The 24,036-nt window shown below is 66.5% G+C and carries 19 protein-coding genes; 12 read left to right on the plus strand and 7 right to left on the minus strand.

Annotation, left to right across the window (positions count from 1 at the left end):
* Positions 1–9: 9 nt before the first annotated feature.
* Positions 10–2,541 (plus strand): putative peptide modification system cyclase, encoded by a 2,532-nt coding sequence (locus ACTT2I_RS19045; RefSeq protein WP_421100099.1) that lies wholly within the window; start codon positions 10–12, stop codon positions 2,539–2,541.
* On the opposite strand, the gene ACTT2I_RS19050 is transcribed toward ACTT2I_RS19045, so the two are convergent.
* Positions 2,528–2,827 (minus strand): NHLP-related RiPP peptide, encoded by a 300-nt coding sequence (locus ACTT2I_RS19050; RefSeq protein WP_088434790.1) that lies wholly within the window; start codon positions 2,825–2,827, stop codon positions 2,528–2,530. The genes ACTT2I_RS19045 and ACTT2I_RS19050 overlap by 14 nt on opposite strands.
* A 178-nt stretch (positions 2,828–3,005) precedes the next feature.
* On the opposite strand from ACTT2I_RS19050, the gene ACTT2I_RS19055 reads away from it, so the two are divergent.
* Positions 3,006–4,187 carry a putative peptide maturation dehydrogenase gene (locus ACTT2I_RS19055; protein WP_421100164.1) on the plus strand — a complete coding sequence of 394 codons (1,182 nt, stop codon included), beginning with the start codon at positions 3,006–3,008 and terminating at the stop codon, positions 4,185–4,187.
* An 18-nt stretch (positions 4,188–4,205) separates the two neighbouring features.
* Here ACTT2I_RS19055 and ACTT2I_RS19060 read toward each other — a convergent pair whose 3' ends face one another.
* Genes ACTT2I_RS19060 through ACTT2I_RS19070 form a run of 3 tightly spaced genes read right to left on the minus strand, consistent with a single transcriptional unit; the run spans position 4,206 to position 9,028 of the window.
* Positions 4,206–6,188 (minus strand): acetyl/propionyl/methylcrotonyl-CoA carboxylase subunit alpha, encoded by a 1,983-nt coding sequence (locus tag ACTT2I_RS19060; protein ID WP_421100100.1) that lies wholly within the window; start codon positions 6,186–6,188, stop codon positions 4,206–4,208.
* 55 nt (positions 6,189–6,243) lie between these two features.
* On the minus strand, positions 6,244–7,854 hold the full coding sequence (locus ACTT2I_RS19065) for a carboxyl transferase domain-containing protein (protein WP_070474306.1): 1,611 nt from the start codon (positions 7,852–7,854) through the stop codon (positions 6,244–6,246).
* Between the two features lie 10 nt (positions 7,855–7,864).
* Positions 7,865–9,028, minus strand: a complete 1,164-nt coding sequence (locus ACTT2I_RS19070) for an isovaleryl-CoA dehydrogenase (protein WP_019184850.1) — start codon at positions 9,026–9,028, stop codon at positions 7,865–7,867.
* A gap of 146 nt (positions 9,029–9,174) precedes the next feature.
* Here ACTT2I_RS19070 and ACTT2I_RS19075 point away from each other — a divergent pair, with 146 nt between their 5' ends.
* From ACTT2I_RS19075 to ACTT2I_RS19085, 3 genes are all read left to right on the plus strand, one after another.
* Positions 9,175–9,780 (plus strand): TetR/AcrR family transcriptional regulator, encoded by a 606-nt coding sequence (locus ACTT2I_RS19075; protein WP_088434788.1) that lies wholly within the window; start codon positions 9,175–9,177, stop codon positions 9,778–9,780.
* A gap of 114 nt (positions 9,781–9,894) precedes the next feature.
* On the plus strand, positions 9,895–10,413 hold the full coding sequence (locus ACTT2I_RS19080; RefSeq protein ID WP_088434787.1) for a c-type cytochrome: 519 nt from the start codon (positions 9,895–9,897) through the stop codon (positions 10,411–10,413).
* Between the two features lie 94 nt (positions 10,414–10,507).
* Complete coding sequence (locus ACTT2I_RS19085; protein WP_421100101.1) at positions 10,508–11,953, plus strand: ExeM/NucH family extracellular endonuclease; 1,446 nt, start codon at positions 10,508–10,510, stop codon at positions 11,951–11,953.
* A gap of 91 nt (positions 11,954–12,044) precedes the next feature.
* Here ACTT2I_RS19085 and ACTT2I_RS19090 read toward each other — a convergent pair whose 3' ends face one another.
* Entirely contained in the window at positions 12,045–12,911 is an 867-nt protein-coding gene (locus ACTT2I_RS19090) for an EamA family transporter (protein WP_421100102.1), read from the minus strand.
* A 56-nt stretch (positions 12,912–12,967) separates the two neighbouring features.
* Between ACTT2I_RS19090 and ACTT2I_RS19095 the strand changes: the two genes are divergently transcribed.
* Both ACTT2I_RS19095 and zapE read left to right on the plus strand, forming a co-directional pair.
* Complete coding sequence (locus ACTT2I_RS19095) at positions 12,968–13,642, plus strand: alpha/beta hydrolase (RefSeq protein ID WP_019184845.1); 675 nt, start codon at positions 12,968–12,970, stop codon at positions 13,640–13,642.
* Entirely contained in the window at positions 13,639–14,739 is a 1,101-nt protein-coding gene (gene zapE, locus ACTT2I_RS19100; RefSeq protein ID WP_293983499.1) for a cell division protein ZapE, read from the plus strand. Before ACTT2I_RS19095 ends, zapE begins: the two co-directional genes overlap by 4 nt.
* 57 nt (positions 14,740–14,796) lie before the next feature.
* Here zapE and ACTT2I_RS19105 read toward each other — a convergent pair whose 3' ends face one another.
* Positions 14,797–15,618 (minus strand): DUF2884 family protein, encoded by an 822-nt coding sequence (locus ACTT2I_RS19105; protein WP_421100103.1) that lies wholly within the window; start codon positions 15,616–15,618, stop codon positions 14,797–14,799.
* Positions 15,619–16,186: 568 nt separating this feature from the next.
* On the opposite strand from ACTT2I_RS19105, the gene ACTT2I_RS19110 reads away from it, so the two are divergent.
* The 5 genes from ACTT2I_RS19110 (at position 16,187) to ACTT2I_RS19130 (ending at position 22,856) form a co-directional block, all read left to right on the plus strand.
* Positions 16,187–18,571 (plus strand): ribonucleoside-diphosphate reductase subunit alpha, encoded by a 2,385-nt coding sequence (locus ACTT2I_RS19110; RefSeq protein ID WP_088434782.1) that lies wholly within the window; start codon positions 16,187–16,189, stop codon positions 18,569–18,571.
* Positions 18,572–18,720: 149 nt separating this feature from the next.
* Positions 18,721–19,740 carry a ribonucleotide-diphosphate reductase subunit beta gene (locus ACTT2I_RS19115; protein WP_019184840.1) on the plus strand — a complete coding sequence of 340 codons (1,020 nt, stop codon included), beginning with the start codon at positions 18,721–18,723 and terminating at the stop codon, positions 19,738–19,740.
* Positions 19,741–20,362: 622 nt separating this feature from the next.
* A complete protein-coding gene (locus tag ACTT2I_RS19120; protein WP_019184839.1) occupies positions 20,363–20,776 on the plus strand; it encodes an acyl-CoA thioesterase in 414 nt (137 codons plus the stop codon).
* A 54-nt stretch (positions 20,777–20,830) separates the two neighbouring features.
* On the plus strand, positions 20,831–21,649 hold the full coding sequence (locus ACTT2I_RS19125; protein ID WP_421100104.1) for an NAD-dependent protein deacetylase: 819 nt from the start codon (positions 20,831–20,833) through the stop codon (positions 21,647–21,649).
* A 58-nt stretch (positions 21,650–21,707) separates the two neighbouring features.
* Positions 21,708–22,856, plus strand: a complete 1,149-nt coding sequence (locus ACTT2I_RS19130; protein WP_421100105.1) for an NADH:flavin oxidoreductase/NADH oxidase — start codon at positions 21,708–21,710, stop codon at positions 22,854–22,856.
* Positions 22,857–22,904: 48 nt separating this feature from the next.
* Here the strand turns inward: ACTT2I_RS19130 and ACTT2I_RS19135 are convergent, their stop codons facing one another.
* On the minus strand, positions 22,905–23,837 hold the full coding sequence (locus ACTT2I_RS19135; protein ID WP_421100106.1) for a LysR family transcriptional regulator: 933 nt from the start codon (positions 23,835–23,837) through the stop codon (positions 22,905–22,907).
* Positions 23,838–24,036 lie beyond the last annotated feature (199 nt).

The raw sequence follows: 24,036 nt of genomic DNA on the forward strand, positions 1-24,036 counted from the left end.
GAGATCGGCATGAACGGCGACAACGGAACGTCGACCCAGGCCCCGCAGATGCGGGCACTGTTGTTCACCGATCTGTGCGACTCGCTGATCCTGGTGGAGCGCATCGGTGATGCGGCGGCGGCGGAGCTGTTCCAGGAGCATGACCGGCTGGTGCTGGCGTTGCAGCAGCAGTGGAATGGACACCAGATCGATCGCTCGGACGGCCTGTTTCTGTTGTTCGAGCGCACCATCGATGCGTTGGGTTTTGCCCTGGATTACCAACAGCAGCTGCATGCACTGGGGCAAACACTGGGCGTGCCACTGCGCGTGCGCGCGGGCTTGCATGTCGGCGAAGTCATTCTGTGGAGCAACAGTGCCGAGGCCGTCGCGCACGGAGCGAAGCCGATCGAAGTCGAAGGCTTGGCCAAGCCGATGGCCGCCCGGTTGATGCAGCTTGCCAGGCCAGGACAGATCCTGCTGTCCGCACTTGCCGAGTCGCTTGCTCGCCGAAGCAGCTCGGATATTGGTGAACGCGCCAACGCATTGAAATGGAAGTCGCACGGTCGCTGGCGCTTCAAGGGCATGGCCGATCCCCAGCAGATCTGGCAGGTCGCCGCTGATGACACGTCACCCACGCGACGACCCTCAAGTACCAAGAAGGCGTGGCTGGATCGACCGCTGTGGTTGCACCCGGGTGCGCTTTTTGCGGAGATGGCATTCTTCGGCATTCTCGGCATCGTGCTCTGGACACTCATCCGTCCGGACCCAGCCATTGCCTTTGCCGAGCGCGACTGGGTCGTCGTCGGCGACATGCGTAACCTGACCGGCAACACCGTGCTGGACGATTCGCTGCAACAGGCTTTCCGGATCAGCCTGGAGCAGTCCCGCTACGTCAATGTCATCAGCGACATGAAGGCGCGCAGTGTCATCGAGATGATGCGTCGCGATGCGGCCACTCCACTGGATGCACCGCTTGCCTCCGAAGTTGCGATCCGGGTTGGCGCACGGCTGGTGCTGCTTCCCTCGGTTGCCGAAGTAGGCGGTCGCACGCGTATCAATGTGCAGGTCCTCGAGCCGAACTCGCAACGAACGGTCGCCGTCGTTGCCGCAGAAGGAAAGGGGATGGCGTCGCTACTGGCGTCCATCGATAGCGTCACCACACAGTTGCGCGACCAGCTGGGTGAGCAGGAGAGCAGCGTCAAGGAAGCCTCTGCACCACTGCCGTTGGTGACCACGTCGAGCATGGATGCCCTTCGCGCCTACGCGCTGGGCCAGCGACGGTATGCGGACGGTGATTACGTGGGTGCCCTATCCATGTACGAGCAAGCGGTGGCGCTCGATGACACGTTCGCCTTGGCCTGGATGGGGTTGGTGCGCGCACATGTCGCCAACGTGGACAATGATGCCGCGTTCGCCGCCCTTGAACGGGTAAAAGGACTATCGAATCGCTTGCCTACGCGTGAAGCGCTGTACGTGCAGGCATGGTCGACGACACTGACCAACCAAGGCAACGCCGCACAGGGCTGGATGCGCTTGGCGGGGCTCTATCCGGATTACTTCCCGGCGCAACACAACGCGGCAATGTGGCTATTTGTCGACAATCGGTTCAAGGAGGCGCTGCCCTTTGCGGTTCGTGCGGCGGACGGTCGCTTCGAGTTGTCCAACGTCGCCTACGACCAGCTCGGCCGGATTGCACTGGCCAATGGCGACTTCCCGGCGGCCCGGCGTGCACTGGAGATGGCAGTGTCCGGCGGTCGCGCGACCAGCCATCGCTACCTTGCGACTGTATCGGCCAGCCAACGCAACTACGCCGCTGCCGAGGCGGAGCTCGCCAAAGCGCGTGACAATAAGTACGCGGGAATTGAGAGAACTTCCATTGCAGCGGACCAGGGCCATTGGGCCCGCGCAGTGCTGGCGGCGAGCACAGGTTTGAACGCCATGGCGCGGGACACTGGCTTTGCACGCCAGCTGTACCTGTTGCCTCTGGCCACCGCGCACTGGGCGAGCGGTGACGAGCAGGCCACCAGGACGAGCATCCAGCTTGCAGTGGATAGTTCGCTGCACAGAATTGCAGATCCGGGAAACCCGGACATCAGTGATGACGCCATGGTCGCATTGGGAGCGTCCATTCTGGCGCTGCGCCTGAACGACACGAAGACTGCCGAGCGCGTGCTGCACGCTGTGCGTACCCGCAGAGGCAGCACGAGCGGTCGACTGCTTGATGAAATGGAAGCGGTCGTCCAAGCCGAACGTGCCCGGTTGGGTGGAGATGCTTCGGGGGCCCTGCGCGGACTCCAGCCGTTTCTTCAGGGCAGCGCCCGCTTCCAGACGCGCGTAGCGGCCATGAGGGCGTACATGGCATTAGGTCGGGAGGAGGAGGCGCTGGAACAAGCCGATTTCCTTCGTACCCAACGTGGCATGGCCTACGCCGAGTTGGACTGTGGCTACTGCATGCAGACCATGAACGTCGTGGATAGCAATGACGCTGCCAGACTCGCGCAGGAACTGCGGGGCGGCCGCACGAAACACGCCGCCACCGCAGCGATCATCAGGGGCCTTTGAGGGTGTGGCCGCCATCCGGGTTGGCATCCAGCGCCGGGACGATCTGGTTCACTTTCGCCGTCAGCATCATCTGGAGATCCTGCTTGGCCTGAAGAATGTCGGCCTTGGAAGCCAGTTCGTTGACCTTGCAGCAGACTTCCAGCGCGGTGGCATCGTCCAAGGACAGCCCGACTTCGATCAATGCCGCGGCGGGGTCCGTCGAGAAGAGCGTACGGAATGCATCATCACTGCCCAGTCGGGAGATGAGTTCCAGGGCGATGGTGGGTTCAATGGACGGCAAAGACATCGGAGTTCCTTGAGTAGGGACGGATATTCATCAACGTTTTCAGGTTCACAGGCCAACATCGACCTGTCGGGCGCAGTCTTTAGTGTCGATTCGAGCCGGGTGCCTCATGAAGATGGCGCCCGGTTGGTCGATATGGATCAAAGTGCTGGCCGAGGTCCAGCGAACGGGGAGAAGCGTGGTGCGTGTTCGTCGTTGTGAAATTCTGATGTTCGAATCTCAAGAACAAGTGGCGTTCAAGCTTGAGAGCCTGCTGGAGGGTGGCAACGGGATGGTACGCACTCTCCAATGGCTGGCGCTGGCGCCGCATCTGGGTGATTCGGTCATGGTTTCCTCTGCACAACGGGAGGTGCTGGGAACGCTCAGTCCGAGTCTGTGGACAGATGTTGACACACTTGGCAGTGCGACCCGCCTGGAGTTGGACGCGCTGATAGACCATGGCCTGGTGGTGATGGAAGCGCCTGCGGTCGGTAGTGTCGCTGAGCGTCAGCGTCGCGATGACGATCGCCTGCGGGCTGCCCATTGGCACCCCCTCGGCGCCATCCTGCACGCCTTCACCCGCTGGGATTCGGTTGACGCGGTGAAGAACACACAGGATTCCGGAACGGAAACCGCGGCAGGCATGCGCGACGTATTGGGACCTCCGCCTGCCGTGACGAGATCAGAAGGCCAGGGCGATGCGGTTGCGTTGCCGCACGCCGAACCCGATGCCTTCGATGCCCTCCTGCAGCGGCGCGCAACCTGTCGCAATTTCGATGACAGCCGGCCGCTTCCCATGGCCTTGTTTACCCGCATGCTGGGGCGCGTGTTTGCCGCCCAGGCGAAGATCAGGGTAGGCGATGATCTCGTCTTCCACAAAAAGAACAGTCCTTCCGGCGGCGGCCTCCATCCAATGGAGGCCTACCTGATCGTGCAGCAGGTTGAAGGTATCGCATCGGGTCTGTACCGGTACCTCGCCGACTCCCACAGCCTGTTGCCGCTGACCGCGCCGGACCAGCCTCTGCGTGACTTCATCATGGAAAGTGTCGGCCAGCAGCATTGGTTCGCCAACGCCCATTGTCTGGTGACGATGGTTCCCCGCTTCGACCGCAGCTTCTGGAAGTATCGCCGGCACGCCAAGGGTTACCGCGTAGTAACCCTCGAGGCCGGCCACCTGTCGCAGACCCTTTATCTGTCTGCGACGGATCTGGGCCTCGGTGCTTTCATCACTGGCGCCATCAATGAGAAGCACCTGGAGAGGGGATTCGGTCTTGATCCCATCCAGCAAGGGGCATTGGCCGTCTGCGGCTTTGGATGGCGCGCACAGCACATGGAAACCGCCGAACTGGATCCGCTCGAGCAGGTCTGGCAGCGGGTGGGATGAGCGACCACGAGGCGGGCCTCAGCCCGCCTCGAAATCCACCAGCACCGCCCCATCACCCACCTGATCCCCGGCCTTGACCCGGTAACCCTGCACGGTGCCATCGGCCGGTGCCTGCAGCGTGTGCTCCATCTTCATCGCTTCGAGCACCAGCAGCGGCGCGCCGCGTTTGACCGCCGTGCCCGGCGCCACCAGCGTGGCAACGATACGGCCCGGCATCGGTGCGACCAGGCTGCCGGCATCGGCGACGGACTGGTCCGCTTCGCTGACCGGATCATGCAGCGTGAAGCGCTGCACGCCTTCGCTGCCGAACAGATAGAGGTCGTTGCCGTCGCGGATGACGGTGGCACGGTGCAGCTGCTCGCCGATCTGCACGCGCAGCGCGTCACCGGCCAGGCGGCCGCTGCCCTGCAGCGTGTTACCGTCCATGTGGACGGTCCACTGTTCGCCCGCACCCTGCACGGCCACGCTGCGCTGGGTACCCCGGTGCTCAAGCGTCAGCGCGCGCGCGGCCGCCGCGCCCAGGCGCCAGCCATCCTGGGCCTGCCACGGCGAGTGTGGGTCACGCGCATCACGGCTGGCAGCCTCGCTGGTCGCTACGCCGGCAATCGCGGCCAGCGCCCAGAGCGCCGGATCGCTGTCGCCGTCGTTGGGCGCCAGGGCGGCCTGCTCGCGCTCGATCAGCGCGGTATCCAGCTTGGCCTGGCTAAACGAATCGGTCATGACCAGCCGGCGCAGGAAGGCCGCATTGGTGGTCACGCCGACCACTTCGCACTCGGCCAAGGCCTGCTGCATGCGGCGCAGCGCGGCATCGCGGTCGACATCCCAGACGATCAGCTTGGCGATCATCGGGTCGTAGAACGGGGTGATCGCATCGCCCTGTTCGACACCGGCATCCACGCGCACGTGCGCGGTGTTGGCCGGCAGGCGCAGGTGGCGCAGGGTGCCGGTGGACGGCAGGAAACCGCGGTCGGCGTCTTCGGCGTACAGGCGGGCTTCCAGGGCGTGCCCGCGGATCTGCAGCTGATCCTGCTGCAGCGGCAGCGGCTCACCGCTGGCCACGCGCAGCTGCCAATCGACCAGGTCGGTGCCGGTGATGCACTCGGTGACCGGGTGCTCCACCTGCAGGCGGGTGTTCATTTCCATGAAGTAGAAATCGCCATCGGGGCCGGCGATGAACTCCACCGTGCCCGCGCCGACGTAGTTGACCGCGCGCGCGGCATCGACGGCGGCCTTGCCCATTGCGGCGCGGCGCTCGGGCGTCATGCCGGGGGCAGGCGCTTCTTCGAGCACCTTCTGATGGCGGCGCTGCACCGAGCAGTCGCGCTCGAACAGGTACACCACGTTGCCGTGGCTGTCGCCGAACACCTGGATCTCGATGTGGCGCGGGCGCTCGACATACTTCTCGACCAGCACGTGCGCGTTGCCGAACGCCGACTGCGCCTCACGCTGGCAGCTGGCCAGCGCCTCGGTGAAGGTCGCGCTGTCGTCCACACGGCGCATGCCCTTGCCACCGCCGCCGGCGCTGGCCTTGATCAGCACCGGGTAGCCGATGCTGTCGGCCTGCTTGCGCAGGAATTCGGGGATCTGCTCGTCGCCGTGGTAGCCCGGGGTCAGCGGCACGCCGGCCTGCTGCATCAGCGCCTTGGCCGCGCTCTTGTCGCCCATCGCGCGGATCGCCGCAGCGGAGGGGCCAATGAACACGATGCCGGCCTCGGCGCAGGCCTGCGCGAAACCGGCGTTCTCCGAGAGGAAGCCGTAGCCGGGATGGATCGCCTGCGCGCCGGTGCGGCGGGCGGCGGCCAGGATGGCGTCGCCACGCAGGTAGCTCTCACGCGCCGGTGCCGGGCCGATCGCAATGGCCTCGTCGGCCAGGCGCACGTGGCGCGCGTTGCGGTCGGCGTCGGAATACACCGCCACGGTGGCGATGCCCAGGCGCTGGCAGGTGGCGATGACGCGGCAGGCGATTTCGCCACGGTTGGCGATCAGGATCTTGGTGAACATGGTGGTCTCGTTGCGCGGGCCAGGGGCGGCGGTGCCAGGCGGCACCGCCCGTGCATTACATGCGGAACACGCCGAAGTCGGTCTTCTTCGCCGGAGCGTTGAGGCTGGCCGACAGCGCCAGGCCCAGCACACGGCGGGTGTCGGCCGGATCGATCACGCCGTCATCCCAGAGCCGGGCGCTGGCGTAGTACGGGTGGCCCTGCGATTCGAACTGCTCGCGGATCGGCGATTTGAAGCCGTCTTCTTCCTCGGCCGACCACTGCCCGCCCTTGGCTTCGATGCCATCGCGCTTGACCGTGGCCAGCACGCTGGCGGCCTGCTCGCCACCCATCACCCCGATGCGCGCGTTCGGCCACATCCACAGGAAGTTGGGCGAGTAGGCGCGGCCGCACATTCCATAGTTGCCGGCGCCGAACGAGCCGCCGATCACCACGGTGAACTTGGGCACCTTGGCGCAGGCCACGGCCATCACCAGCTTGGCCCCGTCCTTGGCGATGCCGCCGTGCTCGTACTTGCGGCCGACCATGAAACCGGTGATGTTCTGCAGGAACACCAGCGGAATGCCGCGCTGCGTGCACAGTTCGATGAAGTGCGCGCCCTTCAGCGCGGACTCGGAGAACAGGATGCCGTTGTTGGCGATGATGCCCACCGGGTAGCCGTGCAGATGCGCGAAGCCGGTGACCAGGGTGTTGCCGTAGCGCGGCTTGAACTCGTCGAAGCGCGAATCGTCGACCAAACGCAGGATCACTTCGCGCACGTCGTAGGGCTTGCGCGTGTCGGCCGGGATCACGCCGTACAGCTCGTGGGCCGGATGCCGTGGTTCCACCGGGGCCTGCACCGCCAGCGCCGGCTCGGGCTTGCGCCAGTTGAGCTGGGCGATGATCGCGCGGACCCGGGCCAGCGCCTGCAGGTCGTTGTCGGCCATATGGTCGGCCACGCCGGAGATGCGCGTGTGCACATCGGCACCGCCCAGTTCTTCGGCGGTGACCACTTCACCGGTGGCCGCTTTCACCAGCGGCGGGCCGCCGAGGAAGATGGTGCCCTGCTCGCGCACGATCACCGTTTCATCGCTCATCGCCGGCACGTAGGCGCCACCGGCGGTGCAGCTGCCCATCACACAGGCGATCTGCGGGATGCCCTGCGCGGACAGGTTGGCCTGGTTGTAGAAGATCCGGCCGAAATGATCGCGGTCCGGGAACACCTCGTCCTGCAGCGGCAGGAACGCACCGCCCGAATCCACCAGGTAGATGCAGGGCAGGCGGTTCTGTTCGGCTACTTCCTGCGCGCGCAGGTGCTTCTTGACCGTCATCGGGTAGTAGGTGCCACCCTTGACCGTGGCATCGTTGGCCACGATCACGCACTCCACACCCGAGACCCGGCCGATGCCGGCCACCACGCCGGCGCTGGGGATCGGATCGCCGTACATGCCGTGCGCGGCCAGCGGGGCGATTTCCAGGAAGGCGCTGCCCGGGTCGAGCAGGGCATCGATGCGGTCGCGCACCAGCAGCTTGCCGCGCGCGGTGTGCTTGGCGCGTGCCGCTTCGCTGCCGCCCAGCGCGGTCTGCGCCAGGGTGGCGCGCAGGTCGTCGACCACCGCCTGCAGCGCGGCGCGGTTGGCCTCGAAGGTGTCGCTGCCCGGTTGCAGCTGGGTGCTCAGTACGGTCATGGCAGGGCCCTTACTTGGTGCGCTGGAACAGTTCGCGGCCGATCAGCATGCGGCGGATCTCCGAGGTGCCGGCGCCGATTTCATACAGCTTGGCATCGCGCCACAGCCGTCCGGTCGGGTACTCGTTGATGTAGCCGTTGCCGCCCAGGATCTGGATCGCCTGGCCGGTCAGCCAGGTGGCCTTCTCGGCCGAATACAGGATCGCGCCGGCTGCGTCCTGGCGCGTGGTGCGGCCCTGGTCGCAGGCGCGTGCCACCGCGTAGACATACGCACGGCAGGCGTTGAGGCCCACGTACATGTCGGCCAGCTTGGCCTGGATCAGCTGGAAGGTGCCGATCGCCTCGCCGAACTGCTTGCGCTCGTGCACGTACGGCATCACCACGTCCATCGCCGCAGCCATCAGGCCGAGCGGGCCGCCGGAGAGCACCACGCGCTCATAGTCCAGACCGGACATCAGCACCTTGACGCCACCGCCGACCACGCCGAGCACGTTGGCTTCGGGCACTTCGCAATCCTCGAACACCAGCTCGCAGGTGTTGGAGCCGCGCATGCCCAGCTTGTCCAGCTTCTGCGCAGTGGAGAAGCCCTTCATGCCCTTCTCGATCAGGAACGCGGTGATGCCCTTGGCACCTGCATCCGGATCGGTCTTGGCATAGACCACCAGTACATCGGCATCCGGGCCGTTGGTGATCCACATCTTGTTGCCGTTGAGCACGTAGTGATCGCCGCGCTTGTCCGCGCGCAGCTTCATCGAGACCACGTCCGAGCCGGCGCCCGGCTCGCTCATCGCCAGCGCGCCGACCAGCTCGCCGCTGCACAGGCCGGGCAGGTAGCGCTGCTTCTGGTCTTCGTTGCCGTTCTTGCGCAGCTGGTTCACGCACAGGTTGGAGTGCGCGCCGTAGGACAGCGCGATGCCGCCGGAGGCGCGCGAGATCTCTTCCATCGCCACCACGTGCGCGAGGTAGCCCATGCCGCTGCCGCCGTATTCCTCTTCCACGGTCAGGCCGAGCAGGCCCTGTTCGCCGAGCTTGCGCCACAGCGCATTGGGGAACAGATTCTCTTCGTCGGCCTTGGCCGCCAGCGGGGCGATTTCAGCGGAGGCAAAATGGGCCACGCTCTGGCGCAGCAGGTCGATCTCTTCGCCGAGATCGAAGTTCATGGTCGGGACGTGCATGGGCGACTCCGCAACAACAAGGGATGGGACGCGCCGGGAGGGATGGACGGGCTGACAGGGCCGTCCCGCGGGCGATGTACCCCCAGCGTAGCCGGGTTCGACAAAGAAGTGAATACAAATTCAAAAATTGAACATAGAATCAACAAATGGCCTATAAACGCTCCGCCCTGATGGAAGAACGCCTTGCCGGCGCCCGCGAACGCATCCTGCTGGCAACCCGTGCGCTGGTAGCGGCCGGCGGCTACCGCAATGCGCCGGTGACCGCCGTGGCGGCCGAAGCCGGGGTCTCCACCGGCCTGATCTACCGGCACTTCCCCTCCAAGGCCGAACTGTTCGTGGAGGTGCTCACCGCCGCCGTCGAGCACGAGCTGCGCATCTTCGAGGGGATCGCGGCCGAGCCGCTGCCCGCGCCCGAGCGCCTGCGCCGGGCGATCACCGCCTTCGTGCGCCGCGCGCTGGCCGGCCCCGGGCTGGCCTATGCCTTCATCGCCGAGCCGGTCGACCCGGAAGTGGAAGCCGAGCGCATCCGCTGCCGCCGTCTGTTCGGCGATGTGTTCCGGCGCATCGTCGCCGATGGCGTGGAGGCGGGCACCTTCCCGCAGCAGGACACGCATGTCGCAGCGGCCTGCATCGTGGGCGCGTTCACCGAGGCGCTGGTCGGCCCGACCGCGCTCAGCCGCGACGCGCATGGCGACGAAGACGCGCTGGTCGAGTCGATCTGTATTTTCTGCCTGCGTGCCGCCGGCGCCTGAGCCGCGCCGATGCTGCATTGCGACACCGGCGGGTCGCTTGCGCAGCGCCGCCGACGCTGGTCATACTCGGCCGACAAGCCGTGGTCCAACGACTACCAGCCAGGGGTATAGATAGTGCGGAATTACGACCTCGAGTTCCTGAAACGCTTTTCCATGGTCATCGCGCTGCTGATGGCCATCACACTCGGCCTCATCCTCTTTGCGGCCTACCTGCATACCAGCATTCCCCCTGAAGTTTCGCCGATGGCGGCCAAACGTACCGAGCAGCGCATCGCGCCGGCCGGTGCGGTCTATGCCGGCAGCACCGGTGCCGCCGCGCAGGCCGCGGCCCATGCCGCGGCGCTGGTCAAAGCCGCCTCGCAGGTCGCCTATGGCGGCACCACCGATGGCAAGGTGATCTTCGACAACCTCTGCACCGCCTGCCATACCAATGGCGTCGGCAATGCGCCCACGCTGGACCACAGCCATTGGGATGCGCGCATCGCCCAGGGCAAGGACACGCTCTACAAGCATGCCGTGGAGGGCTATACCGGCCCGGACGGTGGCATCATGCCGCCCAAGGGCGGTAATCCGGCGCTGACCGAGGAGCAGATCCATGCCACGGTCGATTGGATGCTCGCCAACCTGAAATGACGGCTTTGCCGGATCAGGCCACCGACGCCGCCGAAGGGCGGCGTTTCACGTTATGTGGTTAGCCTTGTCGCACTTCCCTGGAGTCCTGCTTCCGATGCGCCGTACCCCCCTCGTGTTCGCTCTCGCGCTGGCGTTGTCCGGCGCGGCCCATGCCGCCCAGCCGCAGCCCGCCACCGCGCCGCAGGTGCGCCCGGCGCCGACCACGTCGGCCACGGTCACCCTGACCGCGCCGCCCACCGACTGGCGCACGCTGGATGGCCAGCAGGTGCGCATCGCCGCACCGCTGACCCTGGCCGGCACCGATGGCCTGTCGCGTTTCGGTGAGTTGACCGTGGCCTTCGGCGGCCGCCTCTGGCAGCCCAGCGAAGTGGCCGCACCCGGCACTGCCGGGCATGCCCAGGTGGTGGCCGACAACCTGCACCGCCGGCTGGTGCTCGACGATGGCAGTGACGCCCGCGACCCGGGCCCGGTGGCCTACCTGCCGGCGGCCGCGAACCTGCGCACCGGGATGGTGTTGCGCAATGTGGAAGGCGTCGTCCGTATCGATCCCAAGGGCAACCCGCGTCTGCAGGTGACCCGCCCGCTGAACCTGCCGGCGCTGGAGCGCCCGGCGGTGCCGGTGGTGGCCGGCGCCCTGCACGTGGCGGCGTTCAACCTGGAGAACTTCTTCAACGGCGATGGCCAGGGCGGCGGCTACCCGACCCTGCGCGGTGCCCGCACCCTGGCCGAACACCAGGCGCAGAAAGCCAAGCTGGTCGCCACCATCAACGCGCTCGGCGCCGATGTCGCCGCACTGATGGAACTGGAGAACGACGGCTACGGCCCGCAGTCGGCGATCGCCCAGCTGGTCGATGCGCTCAATGCCGATCGAGGCGACGGGGCCGATTGGCGCTTCATCGACGCAAAGCAGGGCCCGGGCGACAACCCGATCCGGGTCGGCATCATCTACCGCGCCACGCGCGTGAGCCCGGTGGGCGCCCCCGCCGTGCTGGAAAAAGAGCCCTTCGGCGAGCGCAGTCGCGTGCCGCTGGCGCAGGCCTTCCGTGCCGGCAAGGGCGCCCCGTTCGTGGTCGTGGCCAACCACTTCAAATCCAAGGGCTGCTCGGACGCGACCGGCGCCGATGCCGATCAGAAGGACGGCCAGGCCTGCTGGAATGCCACCCGGGTCGCCTCGGCCATGCTACTGGACCAGTGGCTGGCGACCGACCCGACCGGCGCCGGCACCCGCGATGCGGTGCTGCTGGGCGACTTCAACGCCTACGGGATGGAAGACCCGATCCGCACCCTGCACGCGGCCGGCTGGCGGGATGCGTTCGCGGTGGCCAAGGTCGAACGGCCTTACAGCTACGTCTACAACGGCATGACCGGTCGGTTGGACCATGCGCTGTTGAGCCCGGGCATGGCCAAGCGCCTGCGCGCGGCGGCGGAGTGGCACATCAATGCCGATGAAGCCGACGATGTCGGCTACCGCGACCGCAACGAAGCGGGCCCGTGGCGCAGTTCGGACCATGATCCGTTGCTGCTGGGGTTTGATCGCTGATCCCGCACGGGTGCGCCGGCACGCCGGTGCGCCCGGTCACCGGCGCGTTGCCTTGGTAGTGCTGGCCGCTGGCCGGCAGCTCATCAACCAGTCACCACGTTCCCCACGCGATCAACCCGATCGCCACCACGGCCAACCCCAGACCCACCCGGTTCCAGACACTGGTGCGCTCGCCGAAGCCGACGATGCCCACCAGCGCACCCAGCACCACCACGCCGATGTTCATGCCGGCGAACACCACCGCCGGGCTGTCCGGCAGGTGCTGGTGCGCGCGCACGTAGAACAGGATGTTGCCGAAGTTGAGCAGGCCGAGCAGGGCGCCACCGGCCAGGTTGCGCCACCGCAGGCGTGCGATGCCGCGCAGGTGGCGCCATAGCTGCAGGATGAGCATCAGCACGAAGGCCAGGCTGAAACTGGCCAGCAGTGCGGCCATCGAGGGCGTGCCCGACAACGCCACCTGCTTGAGCAGGATGTCGACCAGGGCATAGCCCACCCACACCGCCAGCAGCCATGGCCAGGCCCGCCCACCGGAGGGCGCGGCCGCACCGGCGCGCGGGCGCACGCTGATGCCCAGAATCGCCAGCAGGCCCAGCCCCAGGCCGGCCAGCTTCCAGCCGTTGGCGGTCTCCCCGAACACCAGGAACGCAGCCAGCAGCGACAGCAGCAGCGACAACCGCTGGGCCACATCGCTGCGCACGATCCCGGCGCGGGTCACCGCGCGGGCCATCATCAGGAAGATCGCCGGCAGCGCCACGGCCAGGCAGAGCAGGGCGGCCCACGGCGCATGCGCGGTCTGCAGCGAGGCCAGCGAGGGCTGCAGCAGCACCGCGCTGAGCACGCTGGCGACCAGGTAATTCCAGGTCACCACCTGCGGCATGTCCAGCCGCTGGCGCGGCGCCAGCTTCAGCAGGACCGAGACCAGCACGCTGCAGAGAACGCTGAAAACCAGATAGTGCATGTACGGATCCGGCGGGGGCGGCGGTGAAGCACGCGGAGGGACGGTATTATGACGCCATGCACAATCCCCCATTTCCCCAAGAAAGCGGTGCGCTGACGCTGGACGGACCGGTCGGTCCGCTGGATGTCGTGGTTGATCTGCCCGAGGCCGGTGTCGCGGTGCAGCCGGTGGTGGCGATCGTCTGCCACCCCCTGTCCACCGAGGGCGGCAGCATGCACAACAAGGTGGTGACCATGGCCGCGCGCTCGCTGCGCGACCTGGGCATCGCCACCGTGCGCTTCAACTTCCGCAGCGTCGGCGACTCGGCCGGCACGTTCGACAACGGCGTGGGCGAGCAGGACGACCTCAAGGCCGTCGCGGCCTGGGTCCGTGCGCAGCGGCCCGGCCAAGCGCTGTGGCTGGCCGGTTTCAGTTTTGGTGCGTATGTCTCGTTGCGCGCCGCGGGCGACCTGCAGCCGACCACGTTGATCTCGATCGCGCCGCCCGCCGGGCGCTGGGATTTCGAGGGCATGCAGCCGCCGGCCCAATGGCTGGTGATCCAGGGCGAGGAAGACGAGATCGTCGATCCGCAGGCGGTCTATGACTGGCTGGATGGCCTGGATGCACCGCACGAACTGGTGCGCATGCCCGATACCAGCCACTTCTTCCACCGCAAGATCGTCGACCTGCGCGGCGCGCTCATCCATGGCCTCAAGCAGTGGCTGCCCAACCCCGCCCCCGACGCGGCATGAGCGAGACCGTGATGACCCCGTCGCAGCGCTACGCCGATGGCGTGGCCCGGGGTGAATGGCAGAACGACCCGGCCCAGCATGCCGCCCTGGCCGAGCTGGACCGCATCCACCTCGCGCTGGTCGACAGTGCGCAGGATGGCTGGCTGGATCGCCTCTCCGCATTCTGGAAGAAGCCCGAGCCGGTCAAGGGCCTGTATTTCTGGGGCGGGGTGGGGCGCGGCAAGACCTTCCTGGTCGATCTGTTCTACGACGGCCTGCCGATCGAGCAGAAGTACCGCACCCATTTCCACCGCTTCATGCGCGGCATCCACGAGCGCCTGCGCGAGCACCAGGGACAAAGCGATCCCCTGGCGAAGATCGCCCAGGAATGGCGCAGCAAGCTGCGCGTGCTGGTGCTGGATGAATTCTTCGTCACCGACATCGGCGATGCAATGCTGCTGGCGCGCCTGCTCGAGCGCATGTTCGCCGAGGGCGTGACCCTGGTGACCACCTCCAACACGGCGGTGGAGAACCTGTATCTCAATGGGCTGCAGCGCGACAGCTTCCTGCCCGCAATCGGGCTGCTGCAGACCTACTGCGTGGAGCTGTACGCCGAAGGCACAGAGGATTACCGCATGCGCGCGCTGACCCGCTCGCCGGTGTACCAGTCCCCGATCGATGCCGGCAGCGATGCCTGGCTGGCCGGCCGCTGGGCCGAGCTCAGCGGTGGGCAGCCGGCGAAGGCGGGCAACATCGAGATCGAAGCGCGCAAGATTCCGGTGCGCGGCCGCGGCAAGAGCATCGTCTGGTTCGATTTCAAGGCACTGTGCGAAGGCCCGCGCGGCCCCTCGGATTACATCGAGATCGCGCACGAGTTCAACACCGTGCTGCTGGGCGACATCCCACACTTCGACAAACTCAACGAAGACGCTGCGCGCCGCTTCGTCAATCTGATCGACGAGCTCTACGACCGCCACGTCAACCTGGTCTGCACCGCGACCGATTCACCGGTCGGGCTGTATTCCGGCGTGCGCCTGCAGGGCGCGTTCGAACGTACCGCCTCGCGCCTGATCGAAATGCAGAGCGCCGAGTACCTGGGCACCCCGCACCGCGCGTAGCTCCACGCCGGGCCTGGATAGGCCGTGATGTAGATCCACGCCATGCGTGGATGCTTGCTACAACGGGGGCAGCACCAGCGCGTCCCCGCGCGGCTGTTCGTGCGCGATCGGCACCGCTGCATCTTCGTCGCGGTCCATCACCATCATCGCCAGCGGCTTGCCCTGGTAGCGCACCTCCAGCGACTGCTGGATCGCATCCAGTGCCAGCACCTGGGTGCACAGCGACTGGGCCTGCGCCTCCAGCGCCTGCCCGCGCGCCTCCATGCGGCGCTCCAGGTCGGCCTCCATCTTCTCGGCGCGGGCCTCGATCCGGTCCGAGCCGCCGGTCAGCATCGTCCACATCACGCCGCGGGCCAGCGAGGCCGACATCGACTCGGCGGCCTGCTCGATCCGGGCTTCAAACTGCTCGCCGAACAGATCCTGCTCCCAGATCCCGCGGCCAAGGGTACGGCCGACGTACTCGTGGGCATCCTTGCGCAGCCCATCCACCTCGCGCGCCTTGCGGCGGCTGCCGGTCATGATCTCCACCGTGGCGCCCAGCGCATCGAAGGCGATGTCCGTGGCTTCCCCGGCTACTCCGGCCACCGCAGGCACCAGCTGGCGGGTGCCCCATTCGAGCTGGCGCAGGCGCTGGGCATCGGCGTCGCTGACGGGGATCGGCTGCCGGTCGATGTTCAGCTCGCCATCGTGGAAGAAGATTTCTGCCGGCACCTGCTCACGGTTGCGCAGCCAGATCCCACCACTGTCCACCAGCACGTTGTAAGGCGTGCTCACCCCGCACTGGCGGGAGGAGAGCTGCGGGGCCTTGCTCTCGCCCGCCGCGGCGGTACCGGCCACGGTCAGGCCCACCATCAGACAGCCGATCAGGGGCAGGCGCATGGTCGCGTTCATATAAAGGAGACAACCGGAGCGTGGCACCCCGGAGCGCCCCCGGCGCGGGTCGGAAGTCACCCTGACCGGCGGCCATTCGTTAGGGCTGCGTGAGCGGGCGTTGTTCTGTTTTCGAGGAGGACAATCCGGCCATTTGCCCTTGACTGCGCACTCGCTTTCGACAGGTCCAGACCGTTCGTCGGACGCTTTTCCGGCCCGGTCCTTGCGCCGCAAGGGATTGGGGAAATTCACTACATTTGGCGTTGACGACACCTGGTACCCCCACTATCTTGTGGCCGTCGGTACCGCCGACCACAAGTCGACGGGAGTATTGCCTTCACGCCGATGGCCTGAAGACCTACTGACAACCGCACGAAGTACAGCGTGTGGTGCCGGTCGCAGGATTCTCCGGGGGGAGAGGACCGGTGACGCAGGGGAACCGCCCGCAGGCTTGCCTGCCCGGGTCGCGGCTCCTGCGACGCCGATAGTCCACCCTTGAGCATCTCTGCATCGGTTCCGGCGCCTGCCAGGCAGACCCACGCTGTACCACCCCAAATCACGCCAAGAGGAAAACGCCGTGAGCACCGAAACCAGCGCAGCTATCGATAAGGAAAGCGAATTCCTGCTGACCTCGCCGCCCACGGCGACCGCCATGAGCGTGACCAAGCGCAATGGCACGACCGAACTGGTGGACCTGAACAAGATCGTGCGCGCCGTCCAGCGCTGCTGCGAAGGTCTGCATGCGGTGGATCCGATGCGCGTTGCGACCCGCACCATCTCCGGCCTGTACAACGGCGCGACCACCCAGGAGCTGGACGAGCTGTCCATCCGCACCTCGGCGCTGCTGATCGGTGAAGAGCCCGAGTACGGCCGCCTCGCCGCGCGCCTGCTGGCCAACTTCATCGCCAAGGAAGTGTCCGGCCAGGAAATCCATGCGTTCTCGCAGTCGGTCGGCCGCGGCCACGAAGTGGGCCTGATCAACGCGCGTCTGCTCGAGTTCGTGCAGATCAACGCCCGCAAGCTCAACGACGCGATCGATCCGTCGCTGGACCTGCACTTCGATTACTTCGGTCTGCGTACCCTGTACGACCGTTACCTGCTGCGCCATCCGCACACCCGCAAGGTGATCGAGACCCCGCAGCAGTTCTTCCTGCGCATCGCCAGCGCGCTGAGCGAAGACGTGCCGGAAACCCTGGCGCTGTACAAGCGCATGGGCAACCTGGATTACCTGCCGTCCAGCCCGACGCTGTTCAACTCCGGCACCACGCATGAGCAGCTGTCCTCGTGCTTCCTGCTGGATTCGCCGCAGGATTCGCTGGAGTCGATCTACGCCAAGTACGGCGATATCGCCCAGCTCTCCAAGTTCAGCGGCGGCATCGGCGTCAGCTACAGCCGCGTGCGTTCGCGTGGTTCGCTGATCAAGTCGACCAACGGCCATTCCAACGGCATCGTGCCGTGGCTGAAGACCATGGATTCGTCCGTGGCGGCGGTGAACCAGGGCGGCAAGCGCAAGGGCGCGGCCTGTGTGTACCTGGAAACCTGGCACGCCGATATCGAGGACTTCCTCGAACTGCGTGACAACACCGGTGACGAATCGCGCCGCGCGCACAACCTGAATCTGGCCAACTGGATCCCCGACCTGTTCATGCAGCGCGTCGAGGCCGACCAGGAATGGTCGCTGTTCGATCCGAGCGTGGTGCCCGAGTTCACCGATCTGTTCGGCGAAGCCTTCGAGCAGGCCTACCTGCAGGCCGAAGCCCAGGGCAAGGCCCAGCGCACCATCTCCGCACGCAAGCTGTACTCGCGGATGATGCGTACCCTGGCCGAGACCGGCAACGGCTGGATGACCTTCAAGGACAAGTGCAACCGCGCCAGCAACCAGACGCTGCGCCCGGGCAACGTGATCCACCTGTCCAACCTGTGCACCGAAATCCTGGAAATCACCTCGGCCGAAGAGACCGCGGTGTGCAACCTGGGCTCCATCAACCTGGGCAACCATTTCGATACCCACGGCGAGTTCGATTTCGACAAGCTGGCCGACACCGTGCGCCTGGCCGTGCGTCAGCTCGACCGCGTGATCGACCTGAACTTCTACCCGATCGAAACCGCCCGCCGCGGCAACCTGCGCTGGCGTCCGGTCGGCCTGGGCTGCATGGGCCTGCAGGACGTGTTCTTCCGCAAGCGTCTGGCCTTTGACAGTGCCGAGGCCCGCGCGCTGTCCAAGCAGATCGCCGAAACGATCTACTTCCACGCGCTGGAAACCTCGTGCGAGCTGGCCCAGGAACGCGGCAAGCACCCGTCCTTCGCCGACACCCGTGCGGCCAGCGGCGAGCTGCAGTTCGATGCCTGGAACGTGGTGCCTGAGGACACCGCGCGTTGGGACGCCCTGCGTGAGCGCATCAAGGAACACGGCCTGCGCAACTCGCTGCTGATCGCGATCGCCCCGACCGCGACCATCGCCTCGATCGCCGGTTGCTACGAGTGCGTCGAGCCGCAGGTGTCCAACCTGTTCAAGCGCGAAACGCTGTCCGGCGACTTCCTGCAGGTCAACCGTTACCTGGTGAACGAGCTCAAGAAGCTCGGCCACTGGACCCCGGAAATGCGCGACGCGATCAAGCTGGCCGAAGGCTCGATCCAGGGCATCACCCAGATCCCGGAAACGCTGCGCCACGTGTACCGCACCGCCTGGGAACTGCCGATGCGTTCGCTGATCGACATGGCCGCCGACCGCGGCGCGTTCATCGACCAGTCCGCCTCGCTCAACCTGTTCATGGAAAGCCCGAACATCGGCGCGATGTCCTCCATGTACATGTACGCCTGGAAGCAGGGCATCAAGACCACGTACTACCTGCGTTCGCGCCCGGCGACCAAGATCGCCAAGACGACCGTCAGCAGCTACACCCCGGTCGAAGCCGTCGCCTGCTCGCTGGAAAATCCGGAAAGCTGCGAGGCGTGCCAGTAAAAACAAGGCGTGCCGGCCCACCGGGCCGGCACCGCCGGGTACGCCGACCAACGTTGGCGCCTATCCGGGAACACCGGTTCCGCCGGAAAAATCACACATCCGGTAGCGACCGACCGTTGGTCGGTCGTTGCCAAGAAGGACGAAACACCATGGCCGACAAGCCTCGTCAAATGCTGCTCGATCCAGGTTTCGAACTGACGTTGCGCCCGATGCGCTACCCGCAGTTCTATGACATGTATCGCAACGCCATCAAGAACACCTGGACGGTCGAGGAAATCAACTTCCAGATCGACATCAGCGACCTGCACGGCAAGATGTCGCCGGGCGAGCGCCACCTGATCCACCGCCTGGTCGCGTTCTTCGCCACCGGCGATTCGATCGTGTCCAACAATCTGGTGCTGAACCTGTATCAGCATCTGAATGCGCCGGAAGCGCGCATGTACCTGTCGCGCCAGCTGTACGAAGAAGCGCTGCACGTGCAGTTCTACCTGACCCTGCTCGACAACTACCTGCCCGATCCGGACGAGCGCGCCAAGGCGTTCGACGCGGTGGAGAACATCGACTCGATCAAGAAGAAGGCGGACTTCTGCTTCAAGTGGATCGACTCGATCCAGAACCTGAAGCGCATCGAGACCCGTGACGAGCGTCGCCAGTTCCTGCTCAACCAGATCTGCTTCGCGGCGTGCATCGAGGGCCTGTTCTTCTTCGCGGCCTTCGCCTACGTGTACTACTTCCGTTCGCGTGGCCTGCTCAACGGTCTGGCCTCGGGCACCAACTGGGTGTTCCGCGACGAGAGCGCGCACATGGAGTTCGCGTTCGAGTGCGTGGATGTGATCCGCGAGGAAGAGCCGGACCTGTTCGACGATGCGATGAAGCAGCAGGTGTACGACATGCTGGCCGAGGCGATTGAGTGCGAAGTGCAGTTCGCCGAGGACGTGCTGTCGGGCGGTGTGGCGGGCATTTCGACGCGTGACATGCGCCAGTATCTGCAGCATTGCGCGGACAATCATTTCCATCGCCTGGGCATGGAGAAGAAGTACAACGTGCGCAATCCGCTGAGCTTCATGGAGCTGCAGGATGTGCAGGAGTTGACCAACTTCTTCGAGCGCCGTTCGTCGGCCTACCAGGTGGGCGTGAAGGGCGAAGTGTCGTTCGACATGTCGTTCTGATCTGACGCTGACGTCCTGATTCCGAAAAGCCCCGGACCTGTTCCGGGGCTTTTTCGTTTCCCGCTTTACTCGCTTAAGCGTTGAAGCGTTGAAGCAAGAGCGTTGGCGTCCTGATATTGCGAGTAGAAGTGATCCGGGCAGGCAAATGCTGGACCCGCCGTAAACACGTCCTTGTGGGCTCGTGGGCCGCATCCATGCGGCCCCAACGGTCCTGCATTCGCCTGCCCGGGTCACTTCCCATGGATCTCCCATTGCGGTTGGAGAGGCGGTTGCTACCAACGTGCCATGACCATCAATGCACCCCTTGGTATCCACATACATCGTGTAAAGCAGAGCCATGCTCGGCTCCTCTTCCCCCCCACCAAGTCGCGTAAGCACCCGCCAAAGCCGCTCTCCCTACCGCGCAACGACGCACTATCCAGAGGAGGTCGGGGGCCCCTTTGCAGGACCGTTAAGCGGCATGGATGCCGCTTACGAGCCTACAGGGACGTATTTACGGCGCGTCCAGCAAAGGGGCCCCCGACCTCCTCGAACCGATGGAGATAAAAGCGCCAAGAATGCTCTACGCGACCAGCCCCCCTGGCGTATCATCCGCGCCACCCCACCATTCCCGGCCCCCGCCATGACCCCCATCCCCGAGACCATCCCGCCCATCGAAGTCCGCATGGCCGAGATCGTGTTCCCCAACCACACCAATCACCTGGGCACCCTGTTCGGTGGCCAGGCGCTGGCCTGGATGGACAAGGCGGCGTTCCTGGCCGCGGCCCGCTATTCGCGCCGTACCGTGGTCACCGCGCGCTCGGACCAGGTCGATTTCAAGCTGCCGATCCGCATCGGCCAGATGGTGGAGACCGTCGGCCGCATCGTCGAAGTGGGCCGCAGCTCGATGAAGGTGGAAGTGGAACTGATCGCCGAAGATCTCCACACCGGTGAGCGCAAGCTGTGCACGCGCGGGCACTTCGTGATGATCGCGCTGGATGCCGACGGCCACCCGACCAGCGTCCCGTCGCTGCCGGGTGACATCCCGGGCCCGTAAGCGGCTGCCGATCTCCCGATTGCCTCACTGTCCCTGCGCCCCCATCTGTTGTCCATGAGCACCCCCCTCGCCGAATTCATCGACCGCGCCCAGCGCCTGTTCGTGCTGACCGGTGCGGGCTGCAGCACCGATTCGGGCATCCCGGATTACCGCGATGCCGATGGGCAGTGGAAGCGGACACCGCCGGTCACCTATCAGGCTTTCATGGGTGAGCTGGCCACGCGCCAGCGCTACTGGGCGCGCAGCCTGCTGGGCTGGCCGCGGTTCGGTTGGGCCCAGCCGAACGGCACGCATGCTGCGCTCGCCGCGCTGGAAGCCCGTGGCCAGGTCGAGCTGCTGCTCACCCAGAATGTCGACCGCCTGCATCAGCGGGCGGGCAGCGAGGCGGTGATCGATCTGCATGGGCGGCTGGACCAGGTGCGCTGCATGGGCTGCGAAGCACGCACGCCGCGCGAGGCGTTCCAGCACCGGCTGTTGGCGCTCAATCCGGGCTGGGAGCATCTGGAGGCTGCACAGGCGCCAGACGGCGACGCCGATCTGGACATGGATTTCTCGTCCTTCCAGGTGCCGGCCTGCCCGGCCTGCGGCGGCGTGCTCAAGCCGGACGTGGTGTTCTTCGGTGAAAGCGTGCCGCACGAACGGGTCGCCGCCGTTCACGAGCATCTGCAGCGCGCCGATGCGGTGCTGGTGGTCGGCTCCTCGCTGATGGTCTATTCCGGCTTCCGCTTCGTGCAGGCCGCCGCGCAGGCCGGGTTGCCGATCGCTGCGCTCAACCGTGGGATTACCCGCGCCGACGCGCTGCTGAGCCTGAAGGTCGACCAATCCTGCGCCGAGTCACTGGCCTTCCTGCTGCCGGGAACCGCCACCGCCTGAGCCGCTGCGAAACACTGATCCACTGGCACGGTTGCCTCCGCCGCCGCACAGGAGTGCAATGGCGCCCGGTTCCATTTCCTCTTCCCGAGTTCCCCCCTTGAGCCAGCTCTTCTCCTCCATTTCCTTCGGCCCGCTGTCGCTGCCCAACCGCATCGTGATCGCGCCGATGTGCCAGTACTCCTGCACCGACGGCCTCGCCAATGACTGGCACCGCATCCACCTCGGGCAGCTGTCGCAGTCCGGCGCCGGCCTGCTGATCCTGGAAGCCACCGCCGTGCTGCCGGAAGGCCGCATCAGCTGGGCCGATCTGGGCCTGTGGGATGACGCTACCGAAGCCGCGCTGGCCTCGGTCGTGGCCTCGGTCAGGCAGTGGTCGCCGATGCCGCTGGGCGTGCAGTTGGGCCATGCCGGCCGCAAGGCCTCGGTCAACAAGCCGTGGGAAGGCGGCGGCGCGATGGACCCCTCCGACCCGCGCGCGTGGCCCACGGTCGCGCCGTCCGCGCTGCCGTTCGCCAAGACCGATCCGACCCCGACCGAACTGGATCTGGCCGGCATCGATGCCATCGTGGACGCCTTCGCGGCGGCGGCACGTCGTGCCGAACGGGTCGGCATGGACCTGATCGAACTGCATGCCGCGCACGGTTACCTGCTGCACCAGTTCCTGTCGCCGCTGAGCAACCGCCGCGAGGACGAATACGGCGGTTCGCTGGAGAACCGCATGCGCCTGTTGGTGCGCGTGTTCGATGCAGTGCGCGAAGCGGTGTCCGATCGCATCGCGGTCGGTGTGCGCATCTCGGCCAGCGACTGGGTGGCCGGCGGCTGGGATATCGAGCAGACCACGACCCTGGCGCACGTGCTGGACGCGCGCGGGTGCCAGTTCCTGCATGTCTCCAGTGGTGGCAATGATCCGCGCCAGCAGATTCCGCTGTCGCCGGGCTACCAGGTGCCGTTCGCGCAGGCGATCAAGGCGCACAAGCTGCGCATGCCGGTCATTGCGGTGGGCCTGATCACCGAGCCCTCGCAGGCCGAATCGATCCTGCGCCATGGCCATGCCGATGCGATCGCGCTGGCCCGCGGCATCCTCTACGACCCGCGCTGGCCGTGGCATGCCGCCGCCGCACTGGGCGATTCGGTGGCACCGGCACCGCAGTACCTGCGCTGCGAACCGCGCGAAGCCCGCGGTGTGTTCATCGCCCCGGAACGCTGAGGCGCTGGGATCGGCAGGGGCGGCGGCCTACCGCGGCTGTCCCTGCGCTCAGCGGGCGTCCACCCGCCACGCCGGCGGCAGCCCTTCGATGATGTGCTGCATCAGCGCCCGCACCTTCGGCGTCAGGTCGCGGCGATCACTGACGCACAGGAACAACCGCATCGGCTCCGGTGAGGCTTGCGTGCTCTGCGCATCGCCGGGCTCGAACAGCGCCTGCAGCTCGCCGCGTGCGAGATAGGGCGCGGCGACGAACGCGGCCAACCGGGTGATGCCGCCGCCGGCGACTGCCATCGCGGCCAGCGCATCGATGTCGTCGCTGACCAGCGCCGGGGCCACCTCGGCATCGAAACGCATGCCGTCGCGCACGAAGCCCCACGGCAGGTAGCGCCCGTCCAGCGGGTAGCGCAGCAACAGGCAGCGGTGCTCGCGCAATGCCTCCGGCGTCAGCGGAATACCAGCGCGTGCGAGATAGGACGGGGCGGCGCAGAACACGAACGGCACCTGGGCGATCGGCCGCGCCACCAGACCTTCCTCCAACTGCGGCTCGATCCGGATGCTGACGTCCACGTCTTCGTGCGCGTGGTCCACGCTGCGGTCGGTGAGCAGCAGTTCGATCGCCAGGCGCCGGAAGCGTGCCTGCAGCGAAGGCAGCAGGGGCGCCAAGGCGTGCCGGCCGAATGCGGTGCTGCTGGCGATCCGCAGCCGTCCTTCGGGCGTGGCATCCAGATCGGTCACGGCGGCCTGGGCGCGCTGCAGGTCGCGCTCGATATGGCGCACCTGGGCCAGGTACAGCGCACCGCGCTCGGTCAGGGCCAGGGTGCGGGTGGTGCGGTTGAGCAGGCGCACGCCCAGGTGGGCCTCCAGCCGGGCGATGTTCTGTCCGACCGCCGCCGGGCTCACCCCCAGCGTCCGCGCGGCGGCGGCCAGGCTGCCGGCGTCGGCGGTCCGGATGAAGCTGCGGATTGACTGGAGAATGTTCATGCTGGCCGCCATTCTCGCGCTCCATTGGAAAGAATTTCTTTATAAAGCGCCAAGGCCATCCGGTCTACCCGCCCTGCGGGGGCCTGCTTATCGTGCCTGTCCCGCAACCGCCAGGTTGCCTGCTCGCCCGGGTCTGCTGCCCGGGCGACGCCGCTTCCGCGTTGTGCCGCCCCCGCTGCCGTCGCGTCCTGCGCACGGC

It is taken from the genome of Stenotrophomonas sp. PUT21 (genome assembly GCF_052232875.1).
Lineage (GTDB): Bacteria > Pseudomonadota > Gammaproteobacteria > Xanthomonadales > Xanthomonadaceae > Stenotrophomonas > Stenotrophomonas maltophilia_N.

What these genes read in the sequence shown, in the direction of transcription:
- ACTT2I_RS19075 (WP_088434788.1), top strand. Translation starts at nt 9,175, where the DNA reads ATGGCCTATAAACGCTCCGCCCTGATGGAAGAACGCCTTGCCGGCGCC.
- ACTT2I_RS19125 (WP_421100104.1), top strand. Translation starts at nt 20,831, where the DNA reads ATGAGCACCCCCCTCGCCGAATTCATCGACCGCGCCCAGCGCCTGTTC.
- ACTT2I_RS19050 (WP_088434790.1), bottom strand. Translation starts at nt 2,827, where the DNA reads ATGTCTTTGCCGTCCATTGAACCCACCATCGCCCTGGAACTCATCTCC.
- ACTT2I_RS19120 (WP_019184839.1), top strand. Translation starts at nt 20,363, where the DNA reads ATGACCCCCATCCCCGAGACCATCCCGCCCATCGAAGTCCGCATGGCC.
- ACTT2I_RS19130 (WP_421100105.1), top strand. Translation starts at nt 21,708, where the DNA reads ATGGCGCCCGGTTCCATTTCCTCTTCCCGAGTTCCCCCCTTGAGCCAG.
- zapE (WP_293983499.1), top strand. Translation starts at nt 13,639, where the DNA reads ATGAGCGAGACCGTGATGACCCCGTCGCAGCGCTACGCCGATGGCGTG.
- ACTT2I_RS19065 (WP_070474306.1), bottom strand. Translation starts at nt 7,854, where the DNA reads ATGACCGTACTGAGCACCCAGCTGCAACCGGGCAGCGACACCTTCGAG.
- ACTT2I_RS19090 (WP_421100102.1), bottom strand. Translation starts at nt 12,911, where the DNA reads ATGCACTATCTGGTTTTCAGCGTTCTCTGCAGCGTGCTGGTCTCGGTC.
- ACTT2I_RS19115 (WP_019184840.1), top strand. Translation starts at nt 18,721, where the DNA reads ATGGCCGACAAGCCTCGTCAAATGCTGCTCGATCCAGGTTTCGAACTG.
- ACTT2I_RS19085 (WP_421100101.1), top strand. Translation starts at nt 10,508, where the DNA reads ATGCGCCGTACCCCCCTCGTGTTCGCTCTCGCGCTGGCGTTGTCCGGC.
- ACTT2I_RS19060 (WP_421100100.1), bottom strand. Translation starts at nt 6,188, where the DNA reads ATGTTCACCAAGATCCTGATCGCCAACCGTGGCGAAATCGCCTGCCGC.
- ACTT2I_RS19070 (WP_019184850.1), bottom strand. Translation starts at nt 9,028, where the DNA reads ATGCACGTCCCGACCATGAACTTCGATCTCGGCGAAGAGATCGACCTG.
- ACTT2I_RS19105 (WP_421100103.1), bottom strand. Translation starts at nt 15,618, where the DNA reads ATGCGCCTGCCCCTGATCGGCTGTCTGATGGTGGGCCTGACCGTGGCC.
- ACTT2I_RS19095 (WP_019184845.1), top strand. Translation starts at nt 12,968, where the DNA reads ATGCACAATCCCCCATTTCCCCAAGAAAGCGGTGCGCTGACGCTGGAC.
- ACTT2I_RS19045 (WP_421100099.1), top strand. Translation starts at nt 10, where the DNA reads ATGAACGGCGACAACGGAACGTCGACCCAGGCCCCGCAGATGCGGGCA.
- ACTT2I_RS19135 (WP_421100106.1), bottom strand. Translation starts at nt 23,837, where the DNA reads ATGAACATTCTCCAGTCAATCCGCAGCTTCATCCGGACCGCCGACGCC.